This is a genomic window from Rhodococcus sp. PvR044, assembly GCF_040548995.1.
Taxonomy (GTDB): Bacteria; Actinomycetota; Actinomycetes; order Mycobacteriales; family Mycobacteriaceae; genus Rhodococcus_G; species Rhodococcus_G oryzae.
This window is the reverse complement of sequence record NZ_JBEPSX010000009.1, coordinates 99,249-112,890: the sequence shown is the minus strand read 5'-3', so window position 1 is coordinate 112,890 and position 13,642 is coordinate 99,249. Positions and strand designations below refer to the sequence as shown.

18 protein-coding genes are annotated in these 13,642 nt (G+C 67.9%); 9 read left to right on the top strand and 9 right to left on the bottom strand.

Annotation, left to right across the window (positions count from 1 at the left end; all coding sequences use genetic code 11):
* The first annotated feature begins 25 nt into the window (after nt 1-25).
* From sufC to ABIC28_RS20210, 4 genes are read left to right on the top strand one after another with little or no spacing between them, the layout of a single operon-like run.
* Nucleotides 26-817 carry a Fe-S cluster assembly ATPase SufC gene (gene sufC / locus ABIC28_RS20225; protein WP_097209849.1) on the top strand — a complete coding sequence of 264 codons (792 nt, stop codon included), beginning with the start codon at nt 26-28 and terminating at the stop codon, nt 815-817.
* Between the two features lie 4 nt (nt 818-821).
* On the top strand, nt 822-2,117 hold the full coding sequence (locus tag ABIC28_RS20220) for a cysteine desulfurase (RefSeq protein WP_097209848.1): 1,296 nt from the start codon (nt 822-824) through the stop codon (nt 2,115-2,117).
* 2 nt (nt 2,118-2,119) lie between these two features.
* Nucleotides 2,120-2,629 carry a Fe-S cluster assembly sulfur transfer protein SufU gene (gene sufU / locus ABIC28_RS20215; protein WP_097209847.1) on the top strand — a complete coding sequence of 170 codons (510 nt, stop codon included), beginning with the start codon at nt 2,120-2,122 and terminating at the stop codon, nt 2,627-2,629.
* A complete protein-coding gene (locus ABIC28_RS20210) occupies nt 2,626-3,045 on the top strand; it encodes a metal-sulfur cluster assembly factor (RefSeq protein ID WP_097209846.1) in 420 nt (139 codons plus the stop codon). Before sufU ends, ABIC28_RS20210 begins: the two co-directional genes overlap by 4 nt.
* A 71-nt stretch (nt 3,046-3,116) precedes the next feature.
* Here ABIC28_RS20210 and ABIC28_RS20205 read toward each other — a convergent pair whose 3' ends face one another.
* The 6 genes from ABIC28_RS20205 to ABIC28_RS20180 form a co-directional block, all read right to left on the bottom strand.
* Nucleotides 3,117-3,470 carry a hypothetical protein gene (locus tag ABIC28_RS20205; protein WP_245220920.1) on the bottom strand — a complete coding sequence of 118 codons (354 nt, stop codon included), beginning with the start codon at nt 3,468-3,470 and terminating at the stop codon, nt 3,117-3,119.
* Nucleotides 3,471-3,738: 268 nt separating this feature from the next.
* On the bottom strand, nt 3,739-4,122 hold the full coding sequence (frdD, locus tag ABIC28_RS20200) for a fumarate reductase subunit FrdD (protein WP_097209845.1): 384 nt from the start codon (nt 4,120-4,122) through the stop codon (nt 3,739-3,741).
* Complete coding sequence (locus ABIC28_RS20195) at nt 4,119-4,529, bottom strand: fumarate reductase subunit C (RefSeq protein WP_097209844.1); 411 nt, start codon at nt 4,527-4,529, stop codon at nt 4,119-4,121. The genes frdD and ABIC28_RS20195 overlap by 4 nt, the downstream gene beginning before the upstream one ends.
* Nucleotides 4,526-5,275, bottom strand: a complete 750-nt coding sequence (gene sdhB, locus ABIC28_RS20190) for a succinate dehydrogenase iron-sulfur subunit (RefSeq protein WP_097209843.1) — start codon at nt 5,273-5,275, stop codon at nt 4,526-4,528. The genes ABIC28_RS20195 and sdhB overlap by 4 nt, the downstream gene beginning before the upstream one ends.
* A gap of 3 nt (nt 5,276-5,278) precedes the next feature.
* Entirely contained in the window at nt 5,279-7,036 is a 1,758-nt protein-coding gene (gene frdA, locus ABIC28_RS20185; RefSeq protein WP_097209842.1) for a fumarate reductase (quinol) flavoprotein subunit, read from the bottom strand.
* A 3-nt stretch (nt 7,037-7,039) separates the two neighbouring features.
* Entirely contained in the window at nt 7,040-7,273 is a 234-nt protein-coding gene (locus ABIC28_RS20180; protein ID WP_097209841.1) for a hypothetical protein, read from the bottom strand.
* Between the two features lie 186 nt (nt 7,274-7,459).
* Between ABIC28_RS20180 and ABIC28_RS20175 the strand changes: the two genes are divergently transcribed.
* On the top strand, nt 7,460-8,557 hold the full coding sequence (locus ABIC28_RS20175) for an NAD(P)-dependent alcohol dehydrogenase (RefSeq protein WP_097209974.1): 1,098 nt from the start codon (nt 7,460-7,462) through the stop codon (nt 8,555-8,557).
* Between the two features lie 46 nt (nt 8,558-8,603).
* A complete protein-coding gene (locus ABIC28_RS20170) occupies nt 8,604-9,071 on the top strand; it encodes a DUF4334 domain-containing protein (RefSeq protein WP_097209840.1) in 468 nt (155 codons plus the stop codon).
* A gap of 11 nt (nt 9,072-9,082) precedes the next feature.
* Here the strand turns inward: ABIC28_RS20170 and ABIC28_RS20165 are convergent, their stop codons facing one another.
* The 3 genes from ABIC28_RS20165 to ku form a co-directional block, all read right to left on the bottom strand.
* On the bottom strand, nt 9,083-9,505 hold the full coding sequence (locus ABIC28_RS20165; protein ID WP_097209839.1) for a MarR family winged helix-turn-helix transcriptional regulator: 423 nt from the start codon (nt 9,503-9,505) through the stop codon (nt 9,083-9,085).
* Nucleotides 9,486-9,920, bottom strand: coding sequence for an SRPBCC family protein (locus tag ABIC28_RS20160; protein WP_097209838.1), 435 nt, complete (start codon nt 9,918-9,920; stop codon nt 9,486-9,488). The genes ABIC28_RS20165 and ABIC28_RS20160 overlap by 20 nt, the downstream gene beginning before the upstream one ends.
* 89 nt (nt 9,921-10,009) lie before the next feature.
* Nucleotides 10,010-10,891, bottom strand: coding sequence for a non-homologous end joining protein Ku (ku, locus tag ABIC28_RS20155; protein ID WP_097209837.1), 882 nt, complete (start codon nt 10,889-10,891; stop codon nt 10,010-10,012).
* 64 nt (nt 10,892-10,955) lie between these two features.
* Between ku and ligD the strand changes: the two genes are divergently transcribed.
* From ligD to ABIC28_RS20140, 3 genes are read left to right on the top strand one after another with little or no spacing between them, the layout of a single operon-like run.
* Complete coding sequence (gene ligD / locus ABIC28_RS20150; protein ID WP_354580512.1) at nt 10,956-12,860, top strand: non-homologous end-joining DNA ligase; 1,905 nt, start codon at nt 10,956-10,958, stop codon at nt 12,858-12,860.
* Between the two features lie 10 nt (nt 12,861-12,870).
* Nucleotides 12,871-13,263, top strand: coding sequence for an alkaline phosphatase family protein (locus ABIC28_RS20145; RefSeq protein WP_306455708.1), 393 nt, complete (start codon nt 12,871-12,873; stop codon nt 13,261-13,263).
* 3 nt (nt 13,264-13,266) lie between these two features.
* Nucleotides 13,267-13,581, top strand: a complete 315-nt coding sequence (locus ABIC28_RS20140) for a hypothetical protein (RefSeq protein WP_245220923.1) — start codon at nt 13,267-13,269, stop codon at nt 13,579-13,581.
* Nucleotides 13,582-13,642 lie beyond the last annotated feature (61 nt).

Below are 13,642 nucleotides of genomic sequence, written 5' to 3'. Positions count from 1 at the left end.
ACCACACTTCTCTAAGGAACATTGAATGACCACCTCTGAAAACTCGGTTCTGGAAATCAAGGACCTGCACGTCAACGTCGCCACCACCGACGAGAACGCCGAGCCGATCAACATCCTCAAGGGCGTGAACCTCACGGTCCGCTCGGGGGAGACCCACGCGATCATGGGCCCGAACGGCTCCGGCAAGTCGACCCTGTCGTACGCCATCGCCGGCCACCCCAAGTACGTGGTGACCTCCGGCAGCATCACCCTCAACGGTGAGAACGTGCTCGAGATGAGCGTCGACGAGCGGGCCCGCGCCGGCCTGTTCCTCGCCATGCAGTACCCGGTCGAGGTGCCCGGCGTCTCGATGTCGAACTTCCTGCGCACCGCGGCGACCGCGGTCCGCGGCGAGGCCCCCAAGCTCCGGCACTGGGTCAAGGAGGTCAAGGAGTCCCTGACCGAGCTCGAGATCGATCCGTCGTTCAGCGAGCGCAGCGTCAACGAGGGCTTCTCCGGCGGCGAGAAGAAGCGCCACGAGATCCTTCAGCTGGGCCTGCTCAAGCCGAAGATCGCGATCCTCGACGAGACCGACTCCGGCCTCGACGTGGATGCGCTGCGCATCGTGTCCGAGGGCGTCAACCGATACAAGGAGCGTGAGCACGGCGGCGTCCTGCTGATCACGCACTACACCCGCATCCTGCGGTACATCACCCCGGAGTTCGTGCACGTTTTCGTCGGTGGCCAGATCGTCGAGTCCGGCGGCGCGGAGCTCGCCGACGAGCTCGAGGAGAACGGCTACGTCCGATTCACGCAGGCTGCAGCGACAGGAGCCTAGTTCCATGACCACCTCGGTGAAGGAACTCGACATCACCAGGATCCGGAAGGACTTCCCGATCCTCGGCCGTACGGTGCGCGACGGTAAACCGTTGGTGTACCTGGATTCCGGGGCGACCTCGCAGCGCCCCGTCCAGGTGCTCGATGCCGAGCGGGAGTTCCTCACCACCTGCAACGCGGCCGTGCACCGCGGGGCGCACCAGCTCGCGGAGGAGGCGACCGACGCGTACGAGGGTGCGCGCGCGGCGATCGCCGATTTCGTCGGGGCCGACGCCGACGAGCTGACGTTCACCAAGAACGCCACCGAGTCGCTGAACCTGGTGACCTATGTGCTCGGTGACGAGCGCTTCGAGCGACACCTGCGCCCGGGCGACGAGATCGTCATCACCGAGCTCGAGCACCACGCGAACCTGGTGCCGTGGCAGGAGCTGGCCCGTCGGACCGGCGCGACACTGCGCTGGTACGGGGTGACCGAGGACGGCCGCATCGACCTGGAGTCGCTGGAGCTGACCGACGCGGTCAAGGTCGTGTCGTTCACGCACCAGTCGAACGTGACGGGAGCCGTGGCGCCGGTGGCCGAGCTGGTCCGCCGGGCCAGGGCGGTCGGCGCGCTGGTCGTGCTCGACGCGTGCCAGTCGGTGCCGCACATGCCGGTGGACTTCCATGCGCTGGACGTGGACTTCGCGGCGTTCTCCGGGCACAAGATGCTCGGGCCGTCGGGCGTCGGCGTGCTCTACGGCAAGCGCGAGCTGCTCGCGTCGATGCCGCCGTTCATCACCGGCGGCTCGATGATCGAGACCGTCACGATGGAGGCGACCACCTACGCAGCCCCGCCGCAGCGTTTCGAGGCCGGCGTGCCGATGACCTCGCAGGTCGTCGCGCTGGGTGCGGCCGTGCACTACCTGAACGAGCTCGGCATGGACTCCGTTGCTGCGCACGAACACGAGCTGACGGCGCTGGCGCTCGAACAGCTCGGGGCCATCGAGGGCGTGCGGATCATCGGTCCGACCACCCCCGAGAACCGCGGCGGCGCGGTGTCCTTCGTGGTGGACGGAATCCACGCGCACGACCTCGGCCAGATCCTCGATGACGAGGGCATCGCGATCCGGGTCGGCCATCACTGCGCCTGGCCGCTGCACCGCCACTTCGGCGTGGCGGCGACCGCCCGCGCATCGTTTGCCGTCTACAACACCGCCGACGAGGTGTATGCGCTGGCGGCGGCCATCCGTCGGGCGCAGGACTTCTTCGGTACGCACCCCTCGCCGGGTGCTACCGACGACTCGGTCGACGGGGCTTCGTAGACATGCGGATGGAGCAGATGTACCAGGAGGTCATCCTGGATCACTACAAGCATCCGCACGGGCGGGGGCTGCGGGAGCCGTTCGGCGCCGAGGTGCACCACGTCAACCCGACCTGTGGCGACGAGGTCACGCTGCGGGTCGCGCTGACCGACGACGGCAGGGTGGGGGACATCTCGTACGACGGGCAGGGCTGCTCGATCAGCCAGGCCTCGACCTCGGTGCTCACCGATCAGGTCGTCGGGCTGAGCGTGCGGGATGCGCTCGCGACGGTCGACGCGTTCGATGCGATGATCACCAGCCGCGGCAACATCGAGGGCGACGAGGACGTGATCGGCGACGGGATCGCGTTCGCGGGCGTCTCGAAGTACCCGGCCCGCGTGAAGTGCGCGTTGCTGGGATGGATGGCATTCAAGGATGCCGTTGTTCAAATAGTCGACGGCGCCGACGCTGCGCCCACGAAGAATGTCATCGGCACCGCTGTGCCGGTCCAGACCGGAGGATCGTCATCATGACCGAGACCCAGGCAAACACCGAGTCCACCGAGGACCAGGCCGTGCAGGAGTCCGCGCCCGCCGCCGATGAGCAGGCAGTCATCGAGCTGACCCCCGACCAGCAGGCCGTGGTGGACGAGCTCGAGGAGGCGATGCGTGACGTCGTCGACCCCGAGCTGGGGATCAACGTGGTCGATCTCGGCCTCGTGTACGGCATCAGCGTCGACGCCGAGGATGTCGCCATCGTCGACATGACGCTGACGTCCGCGGCCTGCCCGCTGACCGATGTGATCGAGGAGCAGGCGCGCGGCGCCCTGGTCAAGAGCGGCCTCGTGAACGACTTGAAGATCAACTGGGTCTGGATGCCGCCGTGGGGCCCGGACAAGATCACGGAGGACGGCCGCGATCAGCTGCGGGCGCTCGGCTTCACCGTCTGATCCGAACGTGACAGAGAAGGCGCCAGACCCGAGTGATCGGGTCTGGCGCCTTTGTCATGCGGTCATGGGGATCAGTTGACGCGCACCGTACCGGTGCAGGACGTGGTCGGGATGCTCCACAGCGCATTCCGGTTGACCGCACTCCTGGTGATCTCGACGTCACCGGGACCGCTGTTGAGACGGAGGTTGACGGAGCTGCCCATACCGATCGGCGTGGTCGCGGTGAGAGTGCCCCTGGCCCCGGTGGTCTTGTTGTGCCAGTCGAGGCGGGTGTCCGACAGGTAGGGCGGGGCGAAGAACCAGAGGCTCGACACGTCGGCGAGGGTGAGGTTGCCGGTGCCGGGTCCGTCCTGATAGAAGAATGCCCTGCTGGCGATGTACGGCTGGTCGACGATGTACGGGCTCAGGCCGAAGCATGTGCTCATGGGTACGACCTGTGTTTCTGCCGCTGCCGATCCGGCGCCCGCGACGAGGCCCCCCGCGATTCCGGCCGATACCGCCGCAGCGGTTGCTATGCGTCGAAAGGTGTTGCCGTTCATGTACATAATCTCCCCTGTTTGTTGAAACTAACCGTTTCCGATCATGTCAAAGCCCCGCGATGATTCGGAGTGCCGACACACGAAAATCGGGAGAAACCGACAATTCGTTACGTGCGTCCAGAAGTACTCGGGCCGAGCATCCCGGGATTGCCTCTCACGCCGTGATCAACAGATACGCGGCCACGACGGAGCCGACCGCGGCGGTGCCGTAACACAACACCGCGAGCGGACCCCGCGCCCCGCCGAGCCGCAGGCCGTGCTGCAGCAGGAACCGCAAGCGGTGCGCCGCGTGGAACAGCGCGAGCACGCAGAGCCCGATGAGCACCAGCACCGTGATCGGGTTGCGCAGCACGGAGTGCAGGTGTTGATGGTCGGGCGCCTGGATCCAGCCGAGCGGTATCGCGACGCCGAACAGGATCAGCAGGGCGGGAGCGAGCAGGGCGGCGGCCATCCCGCCCCCGCTGAACAGCAGCCAGAACATCGGTTCGGGGGACCGCCTGGTGTTGGCCCGCCCGGTCGGATTCGGTGCCGTCGTCATCGCAGGATCACCCACACCGCGATGATCGAACACACGATCCACAGCAGGTAATGTGCGGCGACCACCGCGGCAGGCCGAACGGGGCGTCCGCCCAACCGGACCACCATCGCCTTGGGGGCCAGGTTGAACCAGGTCACGGCGTGCAGCAGCACGAACGCCGCCGCGATCACGTTGAGGGCGATCACCCATGGGCGCGCACTCCAGTCGAGGAAGTCCCGATAGGACTCGGGGCCGGAGCCGACCGCGACGACCAGCATCAGCGTGAACGCGACGAACCACGCCACGAACACGCAGGACAGCTCGCGCAGCGCGAACAGCAGGTAGGACCGGCGCCGCAGCCACCACAGCCGCGACACCGGCTGACGGTACCGGCGCGCAGGAACGATGCCGGTACCCTCGGCAGTCATCGCGCACCCCGGGGTAGCAGGAACTCCTTGAGCGACCTGGTCGCCGCGGTCAGCTTGTAGCGCTGGATCGCGCCTGCGGGGTCGACGCCCTTGGGGCACGCCACGCTGCACTCGCCGACGAGGGTGCAGGCCCACGCGCCCTCCGCCGAGGCCAGCACATCGCGCCGGTCCTCGGCGCCCTGGTCGCGGGAATCCAGGTTGTAGCGCTGACCGAGTGCGATCACCGCGGGCCCGAGGAAGGTGGGTTCGAGGGCGTACACCGGGCAGGCCGAGTAGCAGAGCATGCAGTTGATGCACATGCTGTAGCGCTGGTACGCGTCCTTTTCTTCGGGCGTCTGCAGGTACTCGCCGTCCTCTGGCTCGTCCTGGTCCGCGCGGATCAGCCAGGGCTTGACCTTGGGCAGCTTGGCCATGAAGTCGCTGATGTCGACGACGAGGTCGCGGATCACCGGGAAGTTCCGCATCGGTTCGACCCGAATCGATCCGGGGGCGTAGTCGGTCAGGAACGTCGAACAGGCCAGCTTCGGCTCGCCGTTGACCGTCATGCCGCAGCTGCCGCAGATCCCCATCCGGCAGGACCATCGGTAGGACAGCGTGCCGTCCAGCCGGTCCTTGATGTGGTTGAGTCCGTCGAGGATGGTCCACTCCTTACGCAGTGGGACCCGATAGCACTGCGGCGCGGGCACGGACTCCTGCTCCGGCCGGTACCGCGTGACCTCGACGGCGATGGTGTCGTGGTCGGCCATCGCTCACCTCCCGTATACCCGTTGCCCCGGGGGCCAGCGGGTGATCGTCACCGGCAGATACGAGACCCGAGCCTCGCCATCCGGTTGCCGGTGGATCAGTGAATGAGCCAGGTATCTGTCGTCGTCGCGGTCCGGGAAGTCGGTGCGCTGGTGGGCACCTCTGGACTCCTCGCGCCGCAGCGCGCTGTCGACGATGCACTCGGCGACGTCCAACATCCCCGAGAGTTCGAGAGTGGCGATCAGTTCTGTGTTGAACGTCCGGCTGTGATCATCGATGACGGCGGCCGCGTAGCGCTGCTTCAGTTCGCGGATCCGATCGATCGCCGTGCGCAGGGTGCGCTGGTCCCGGTAGATGCCGGCGCCGGACTCCATCGCCTCCTGCATCCCGGTTCGGATGTCGGCGATCCGGTCGGGCCTTGGACCGCCCGCGCCGTCGTGACGAGCGAGTTCGCGTTCGAGTCGACGTTGCTCGTCGCGTCCCTGCGCCTCGATCGCTGCGGTGGGACCGGCGGTGTGAGCCGCCGCAGCGTATGCGGTGGCGGCCTCTCCGGCACGGGCGCCGAAGACGAGCAGCTCCGGCAGCGAGTTCGAACCGAGACGGTTGGCGCCGTTGATGCTGACACAGGCGACCTCGCCCGCGGAGTACAGCCCGGTCAGATCGGTGGCTCCGTGCAGGTCGGTGTGGATCCCGCCCATCATGTAGTGCACGACCGGGCGTACCGGGACCAGCTCGTGGACCGGGTCGATGTTCTGGTAGCTCGCGCACAGTTCCCTGACGAACGGCAGCTTCGCGTCGATGACGTCGGCGCCGAGATGACGCAGGTCCAGGTGGACGATCGGTCCGTCGGGCGTGTCGATCGTCCTGCCCTTCTCCTGCTCGTGCACGAAGGCCTGGGAGAGCCGGTCCCGCGGCCCCAACTCCATGCTGCGCAGCACCGGTCCCGGCGTGGGCGTGCCGAGGTCGTAGTCCTGGAGGTAGCGATACCCGTCCTTGTTGATCAGCCAACCGCCCTCGGCCCGGGCGGCCTCCGTGATGAGGATGCCGGTGAACGGCAATCCGGTCGGGTGGTACTGGACGAACTCCATGTCCTTCAGACCTGCCCCGGCCCGGTAGGCCAGGGCCATCCCGTCGCCGGTCTTGATGGTGGCGTTGGTGGTGAACGGGAACACCCTGCCGCAGCCCCCGGTGCACACGATGACGGCGTCGGCGACGATCGTCTCGATCCGGCCGGTGGACAGCTCGATGGCCACCACGCCCCGCACCCGCCCGTCGTCGACGAGCAGCGTGGTGGCGAACCACTCGTCGTAGCGCACGATGTCCGGGTACGACAGCGCCTTCTGGAAGAGGGTGTGCAGCAGGTGGAATCCGGTCTTGTCGGCGGCGAACCAGGTGCGTTTCCTCTTCATCCCGCCGAACGCGCGCACGGCGATGTGCCCGTCCGGTTGTCTGCTCCACGGGCAGCCCCAGTGCTCCAGGCGGAGCAGCTCCTTCGGCGCTTCGTCGATGAATGCCTCGACGGCGTCCTGGTCGCAGAGCCAATCGCTGCCGGACACGGTGTCATAGGCGTGCTCGTCGAGGGAGTCGTCCGGGGCGATGACCGCGGCGGCGCCACCCTCCGCGGAGACGGTGTGGCTGCGCATCGGGTAGACCTTCGACACGATCGCAACGCTGCGGTTCGGGTCGGATTCCGCGATCGAGATGGCCGCACGCAGTCCGGCGCCACCGCCGCCGACGATGACGACAGAGTGGAATGCGGTCATCGCTCAGGCCTCGTGGTTGCCGCTGTGCTCATCCGCCAGGACCTTGCCGTCGTGCCGAATCGTCTTGATGCGCACGGATCCGTCGTGATACTCGTGGCGGATCACGCGGCAACCGCACGCGTAGACGCGGTCGTCGATGAGCAATCCCGCGTCGTCGTTCTCCTGGTGGCGTCGCCCGTCCACGGCGTGTCCGCACGGAGCCGGCTCCGCGGTGAAGGGGGAACTGGTGCTGATCATCGCCCACCTCCTTGCCTGGCAGGTGGCCACAACGACGATCGGTCTCCTCGGCCGGACAGTCGGGGCCAGGCGCCACGCGATCCGTGTGATCCATCTCACATCGGACGATACGCTCATTTGGCTGGGATCGACCCGGTGCGGACCCGTAAGTTAACGGCAGTTCTCAACTCTGTGGAGGTGGGTGTGGTGGTTGGACGCCGGGCCGCGGTGCTGTCCGGATACGGCGAGCCCGCCCGGATCCGTGACATCCAGACCGACACGCTGAGGGATCGGGAGATCCTGGTGCGGATGGCCGGCGTCGGCATCTGTCACACCGATCTGACGGCGGCCGCGGGGAGGATTCCCTTTCCGCTGCCTGCCGTTCTCGGACACGAAGGATCGGGCGTGGTGGAGTCGATCGGGCCGGGCGTCGACTCGCTCCGCCCCGGTGATCACGTCGTCCTGAGCTTCGCGTCGTGTCGGAGCTGCCGGAACTGCAAAGGGGGCCACCCGGCCTACTGTGCGGGTTTCGCCGCGCTCAACTACTCGGGGTACCGGCCGGACGGCACTACCACGCTGCGGTCCGGAGCCGAGGACGTGCACGGCGGGTGGTTCGGTCAGTCCTCCTTCGCGACACACGCCGTGGTGGGCGAGGCGGGTGCGGTCAAGGTCGCGGACGACCTCCCGCTGGCGTTGCTCGGGCCCCTCGGCTGCGGCATCCAGACCGGCGCGGGCGCGCTGATGCGGGTGTTGCGACCCCAGCCGGGCTCCTCGGTCGTCGTCTTCGGCGCCGGTGCGGTCGGGCTCGGGTCGGTCCTGGCGGCCGCCGCCATCGGATGCGCGACCGTCATCGTGGTCGATCCGCTGCCCGCCCGCCGGGCACTGGCCCTCACGCTCGGCGCCACCGCGGCGCTGGACAGCGCGGGCCCCGGGCTCGGCCGCGAGCTGCGCAGGCTGACCGGTGGCGGCGCGGACCACAGCGTGGACACCGTCAGCAGCGAGGAAGTCCTGAACCTGGCGGTTGCCGCGCTGCGTTCGCCGGGCAGTTGCGCGACCGTGGGCCTGCGAGGTCGACGCAACCCGGTGCTTCTCGACCAGTCGAGCCTGTTGATGGGCCGCAGCGTGACCGGTGTCATCGAGGGCGACGTCGACCCGCGGATGTTCATTCCCGAGCTCATCGGCCTCTGGCGGGCCGGGCGCTTCCCCTTCGGGGGGATGATCACGACTTTCCCGTTCGACGAGATCGAGACGGCGCTCGCGGCGGCGGCGAGCGGGGCCGTGGTCAAGCCGGTGCTCACGTTCTGAACTACCGCAGTCAACCGACCGATTCATCCGAAGACAGGAAGAGGCCGTGGCCGACACACAGAGATTCCGGGAGCTGCTCGAGAGTGAAGTGCCCGTCGATCCGCGCGATCTCGATGGAATCTGGGCGGCGCTGCCGACCGTGCACATCGATGAGCTCGAGGGCAGATGGCGGGGCAGCGGCTTCGAGACAGGGCATCGCACGGGCAGGTTGCTCGCCAGGTCCGGGTGGTATGGCAAGAACTTCGGAGCGCGATTCGATGTACAGCCGCTGCTGTGCCGCGGGCCGGACGGCGAGCTCTACTCCGACGTGGCGGCGGGCAAGGGGGAGGCGAGCCTGTGGATGGTGGAGTTCAGGGGCGAGTGCACCGCGACGATGATCTACGACGGGATGCCGGTGTTCGACCACTTCAAGCGCGTCGATGATCGGACCCTGATGGGCATCATGAACGGCAAGGACGTGCTCGACGGCGGCGAGCATTTCTACTTCGCCCTGGTCAAGGACCAGGCCGGATAGCCGGCCTTCCATCACATCGGGGCGAGGCGTCGCAGCAGCTCGGTGGCCTCACCGCGGTCCACCGGCTCGAAGAACCGCCGGTCGACCTCCTCGACCGCCTCGATCGCCCGCGGCGCCAGTGCGGCGCCGGAGTCGGTGACCCGCAGCAACTTGGCTCGGGTGTCCGCGGGATCGACGTGGCGCTCGATCAGTCCCTTCTTCTCCAGCGTGCGCAATACCTGCGAGGTCATCTTCACATCGGTTCCGGCCTGGCGAGCCACGGCGAGTTGGTTCGGGTTCTCGTCGTGGGTGTTGAGCCACCAGGTGCAGGCCAGCAGGACGAATTGGACGTGGGTGAGCCCGAGGGGTTCGAGCGCCTCGGCGATGCCACGCTGCCAGCGCAGGGTGGCGTGCCAGAGCAGGAACCCCGGGCTCTCACCGGGCCGAAGCGGCATGATCGAGTGCCTTCGCGACGAGGGTCGCCATGGTGTCGGGCCAGTCGCCGGTGACCGCGGGCCCGATCTCGGGGCCGACCACGTCGGCGCCGGCACCGGTGACCTCCATCCGGTACGTGACCCGGGTGCCGCCGTCGGCGAGGGGCTCGGCGCGATGCGCGGTGCGCAAGGTCAGGCCCTCGATCTCGGCCTCGTCCACGAACAACCGGTTCTCGGTGACCTCGGCAAGGCGCAGGTGCACCGGTTCGTCGCCTGCGGGTTTCATGATGATCTCGGTGCCGTCGGCGAAGTCGCCCCGGATCTCGATGTGCTCGATATCGGCGTTCCAGGTGACCCAGTTCTCGACGTCAGCCCACAGGCGCCAGATCGACTCGGGGGTGGCCGCGGTGTCGATGCTGTGTTCGTACTCCCACATGGTGTGCTCCTCGGTAGATGATCTTTGTGAAGACTATCTGTGCGCAGACTATCTGTCCACGGGAGGGGGACGCGATCCCGCGGGGCGGTTCAGCCGGTCTTGCGGGTGGGGGAGCGCTTGGCGGGTGCCTTCTTGGCCGCGGACTTCTTCGCGGGCGCGGCCTTCGGGGCAGCCTCGCCGGACTTGCCCGACTTCGCCGCATCGACGCTGCGCTGCAGGGCGGCGACCAGGTCCACGACCTCCGCGTCCTCCTTGTGTGCGGCGACCTCCTCCGGCGGGGTGACCTTCTTGCCGCCGTTCTTGATCGCCTCGTCGAGCATCTTCTGCAGCTGGATCTGGTACTCGTCGGTGTACGACTCGGGCTCGAAGTCCTCGGACATCGACTCCACCAACGACTTTGCCATCGTCAGTTCCTTGTCGCTCGGAGCGGCCGCCTTGTCGAGGGTCTCGAACTCCGCGGCCCGCACCTCGTCGGGCCAGAGCAGGGTCTGGATGACCAGCACGCCCTCACGCACCCGCAGTGCGGCGAGCCGGGTGCGCTGACGCAGCGTGAAGTGCACCAGCGCGGTGCGGTCGCTCTCGGTCAGTGTGGACGCGAGCAGCTGGTAGGCCTTGGGGGAGGCGGAGTCCGGCTCGAGGTAGTAGCTCTTCTCGAACAGGATCGGATCGATCTGCTCGGACGGCACGAACTGTAGGACCGGGATCTCGTGCTTCTCGGCGGCGGGCAGCTCGTCGAAGTCCTCGTCGGTGAGGATCACCTGCGTCCCGTCCTCGGACGAATACGCCTTGTCGATGTCGGCGAACTGGATGGTCTTGCCGCATTCCTGGCAGACACGGTTGTATTTGATGCGGCCGCCATCGGCGCCGTGGACCTGGTGGAACTTGATGTCATGGTCCTCGGTCGCGGTGTAGACCTTCACCGGGACGTTCACGAGCCCGAACGCGATGGAGCCTTTCCAAATAGACCGCATGAAACCATGATGGTGCACAGGACGGGATCAGGCCAGGCAGTACCCGAAAATGGGTGGGCAGAGCATGAGTCACAACACCGCGGTGATGGTGGAGGGCAGGCGCCTGTCCCTGACCAATCTGGACAAGGTTCTCTACCCCGAGACGGGGACCACCAAGGCGGAGGTCCTGCAGTATTTCACCACGGTCGGGCCGCTGATGGTGCCGCTGCTCGCCGGTCGTCCGGTCACGAGAAAGCGCTGGCCGGACGGCACGTCCGCGACGCCGTTCTTCCAGAAGAACGTCGACGTGTCGACACCGGACTGGGTGGATCGCCGGACCATGACGCACTCGTCGAAGACCATCACCTACCCGATCGTCGACGACCTGGCGTCGCTGGTGTATTTCGCTCAGGCGGGCTCGCTCGAGTTCCATGTGCCGCAATGGAGATTCGGCGCGGGCGGCGTACCGATGGACCCGGACCGCCTGGTGATCGACCTCGACCCGGGGCCGGGCGTCACGCTGGAGGAGTGTGCCGAGGTGGCCCTGCGGGTTCGTGATCGGCTTGCGGACAGCGGCCTTGGTGCGCTGCCGGTGACCAGTGGCAGCAAGGGGATTCACCTGTACGCCGGGATCGGGGAGGGCTGGACGGCGGCGCGGTGCGTGGAGTTCGCGAAGAAGATCGCGGTCGAACTCGAACGGGAGACGCCGAAGTCGGTGATCTCCAAGATGACCAGGGCCGAGCGTGCCGGCAGGGTATTCGTGGACTGGAGTCAGAACTCGGCGTCGAAGACGACGGTGTCGCCGTACTCGCTGCGCGGCACCGCGATCCCGAACGTGGCCGCCCCGCGGACCTGGGACGAGCTGACCCAGCCGGGACTGCGCCAGTTGGACTTCCGCGAGGTCCTCGACCGGATAACAGCGGGGGGTGAGCAGCCGGGGATCCCGCCTGCTCCGGAGCCCGAGCGCCCAGGTTCCTCGCGCCGATCTCGCGCCGCCGCGAGCGATCTGGCCCCGATGCTGGCGTCGGCGGTGACCGTGGAGGACTTCACGTCCAGGGCCGACCCCGAGGTGTGGGCCCTGGAGCCGAAGCTGGACGGTATTCGCGCCCTTGTGCATTTCGATCACGACGCCGAGAGCGGCGTGTCCACGGTCCGGCTGGTCAGCCGCAGCGGATCGGACCTCACGGCGGGCTATCCGGAGTTGCTGGCCGTTCCGGGAGGCCTGCACGGTCATTCGGGCGTGGTGGACGGGGAGATCGTGGTGCTCGGCGACGACGGCGCCCCGAGCTTCGGCCGGCTGCAGCAGCGGATGGGCCTGACGAAGCCGCGCGATGTGCGAGCGGCGGCGGAGAAGTACCCGGTGCTGTTGGAGATCTTCGACGTCCTGCAGCTCGACGGGACGTCCCTGCGCGCCAAGGTCTACCGGGACCGGCGCAGGGTGCTCGACGCGATACGCCTGGACGAGGACGAGCCCTGGCGGGTGCTCCCGCTGGCGCCCGCGGATCTCGGTGAGGCGCTCGAGTCCAGTCGAACCGCCCGGATGGAGGGGCTGGTCGCCAAGCGCTGGGACTCGACCTACCGGGCAGGCCGATCCGCGTCCTGGCTCAAGCTCAAGCATTTCCTGGACCTCGAGGTGGTGGTGGGTGGCTGGCAGCAGGGGGAGGGTCGTCGGTCGGGGGGTATCGGATCCCTGCTGCTCGGTGTGCCGGAGGGCGCCGGTGGCCTGCGGTACGTCGGCAAGGTCGGGACCGGTTTCAGCGATGCCGCCCTGGCGCGGCTGGCGCGTCTGTTGGCCGACGCGTCCGCGGACAGCTCGCCGTTCGGCGACGCGGTCCCCGCGGTGGATGCTCGCACCGCCCACTGGGTGCGCCCGGAAATCGTGGGGGAGGTGCGGTACTCGGAGGTGACCGGCGACGGGAGGCTGCGCCACCCGAGCTGGCGCGGTCTCCGTCCCGACAAGACACCGGACCAGGTCGCGGGTCTGGGTTGAGGAGGATCGGATCGCCGCAACGCCTCCGGCTGCCGTCGCGCCGAACGGCCCCCCAAAGATCGTCGTCATCGGACTCGACGGAACGATGCTCGACCACATCAAGGCCGTCAACACCCCGAACCTGGACCGGCTGATGGCGGAGGGGACCACCGGATCCTCGTCGATCCTGGGCCACCCGACCATCTCCGCGCCGTCCTGGTCCACGATCTTGACCGGTGTCTGGAACGCCGAGCACGGCGTCCAGGACAACTCCTTCGCCGGCGCCCGGTACGACCAGTACCCCAGTGCGTTCACCCAGATCGAGAGGACCGACCCTGGCCGGCCCGATTTCATCTTCACCCAGGTGGATCAGGTGGACGGGGCCGGGCACTGGACCGGCACCCTCGGCCCCGCGTACAACTAGGCCGTGGAAGCGGAGGACATCGAGGTCGGCAGGATCGTTGCTGCGGTGGACCAGCGTCAGCGCGACACCGGCGAGGGGTGGACCGTGCTGGTCACCGCCGACCACGGTCACCTGCTGTTCGGTGGGCACGGCGGCCAGACCCCCGACGAGGCATCGACTTTCGTGATCGCGCGCGGCGATGGATACCAGGCGGGCGGCATCGACAACGGCTACACGATCACCGACATCACCCCGATCGTGCTGGAGACCCTCGGCGTGCCGCGCCCGGCGAACCTCGACGGCAAGCCGTTGGCGAGGAGCGTGCCGCTGGAGGGCTGACCGTTCGCGGGGTCGGCGTGCGTTGACGGCTGTCGAGGTGGCGTGTCGGTGCGGGTTGCTA

Coding starts and splice junctions, on each gene's coding strand:
- sufC (WP_097209849.1), top strand. CDS start 26: ATGACCACCTCTGAAAACTCGGTTCTGGAAATCAAGGACCTGCACGTC.
- ABIC28_RS20220 (WP_097209848.1), top strand. CDS start 822: ATGACCACCTCGGTGAAGGAACTCGACATCACCAGGATCCGGAAGGAC.
- sufU (WP_097209847.1), top strand. CDS start 2,120: ATGCGGATGGAGCAGATGTACCAGGAGGTCATCCTGGATCACTACAAG.
- ABIC28_RS20210 (WP_097209846.1), top strand. CDS start 2,626: ATGACCGAGACCCAGGCAAACACCGAGTCCACCGAGGACCAGGCCGTG.
- ABIC28_RS20205 (WP_245220920.1), bottom strand. CDS start 3,470: ATGAGCACATGCTTCGGCCTGAGCCCGTACATCGTCGACCAGCCGTAC.
- frdD (WP_097209845.1), bottom strand. CDS start 4,122: ATGACGACGGCACCGAATCCGACCGGGCGGGCCAACACCAGGCGGTCC.
- ABIC28_RS20195 (WP_097209844.1), bottom strand. CDS start 4,529: ATGACTGCCGAGGGTACCGGCATCGTTCCTGCGCGCCGGTACCGTCAG.
- sdhB (WP_097209843.1), bottom strand. CDS start 5,275: ATGGCCGACCACGACACCATCGCCGTCGAGGTCACGCGGTACCGGCCG.
- frdA (WP_097209842.1), bottom strand. CDS start 7,036: ATGACCGCATTCCACTCTGTCGTCATCGTCGGCGGCGGTGGCGCCGGA.
- ABIC28_RS20180 (WP_097209841.1), bottom strand. CDS start 7,273: ATGATCAGCACCAGTTCCCCCTTCACCGCGGAGCCGGCTCCGTGCGGA.
- ABIC28_RS20165 (WP_097209839.1), bottom strand. CDS start 9,505: ATGCCGCTTCGGCCCGGTGAGAGCCCGGGGTTCCTGCTCTGGCACGCC.
- ABIC28_RS20160 (WP_097209838.1), bottom strand. CDS start 9,920: ATGTGGGAGTACGAACACAGCATCGACACCGCGGCCACCCCCGAGTCG.
- ku (WP_097209837.1), bottom strand. CDS start 10,891: ATGCGGTCTATTTGGAAAGGCTCCATCGCGTTCGGGCTCGTGAACGTC.
- ligD (WP_354580512.1), top strand. CDS start 10,956: ATGAGTCACAACACCGCGGTGATGGTGGAGGGCAGGCGCCTGTCCCTG.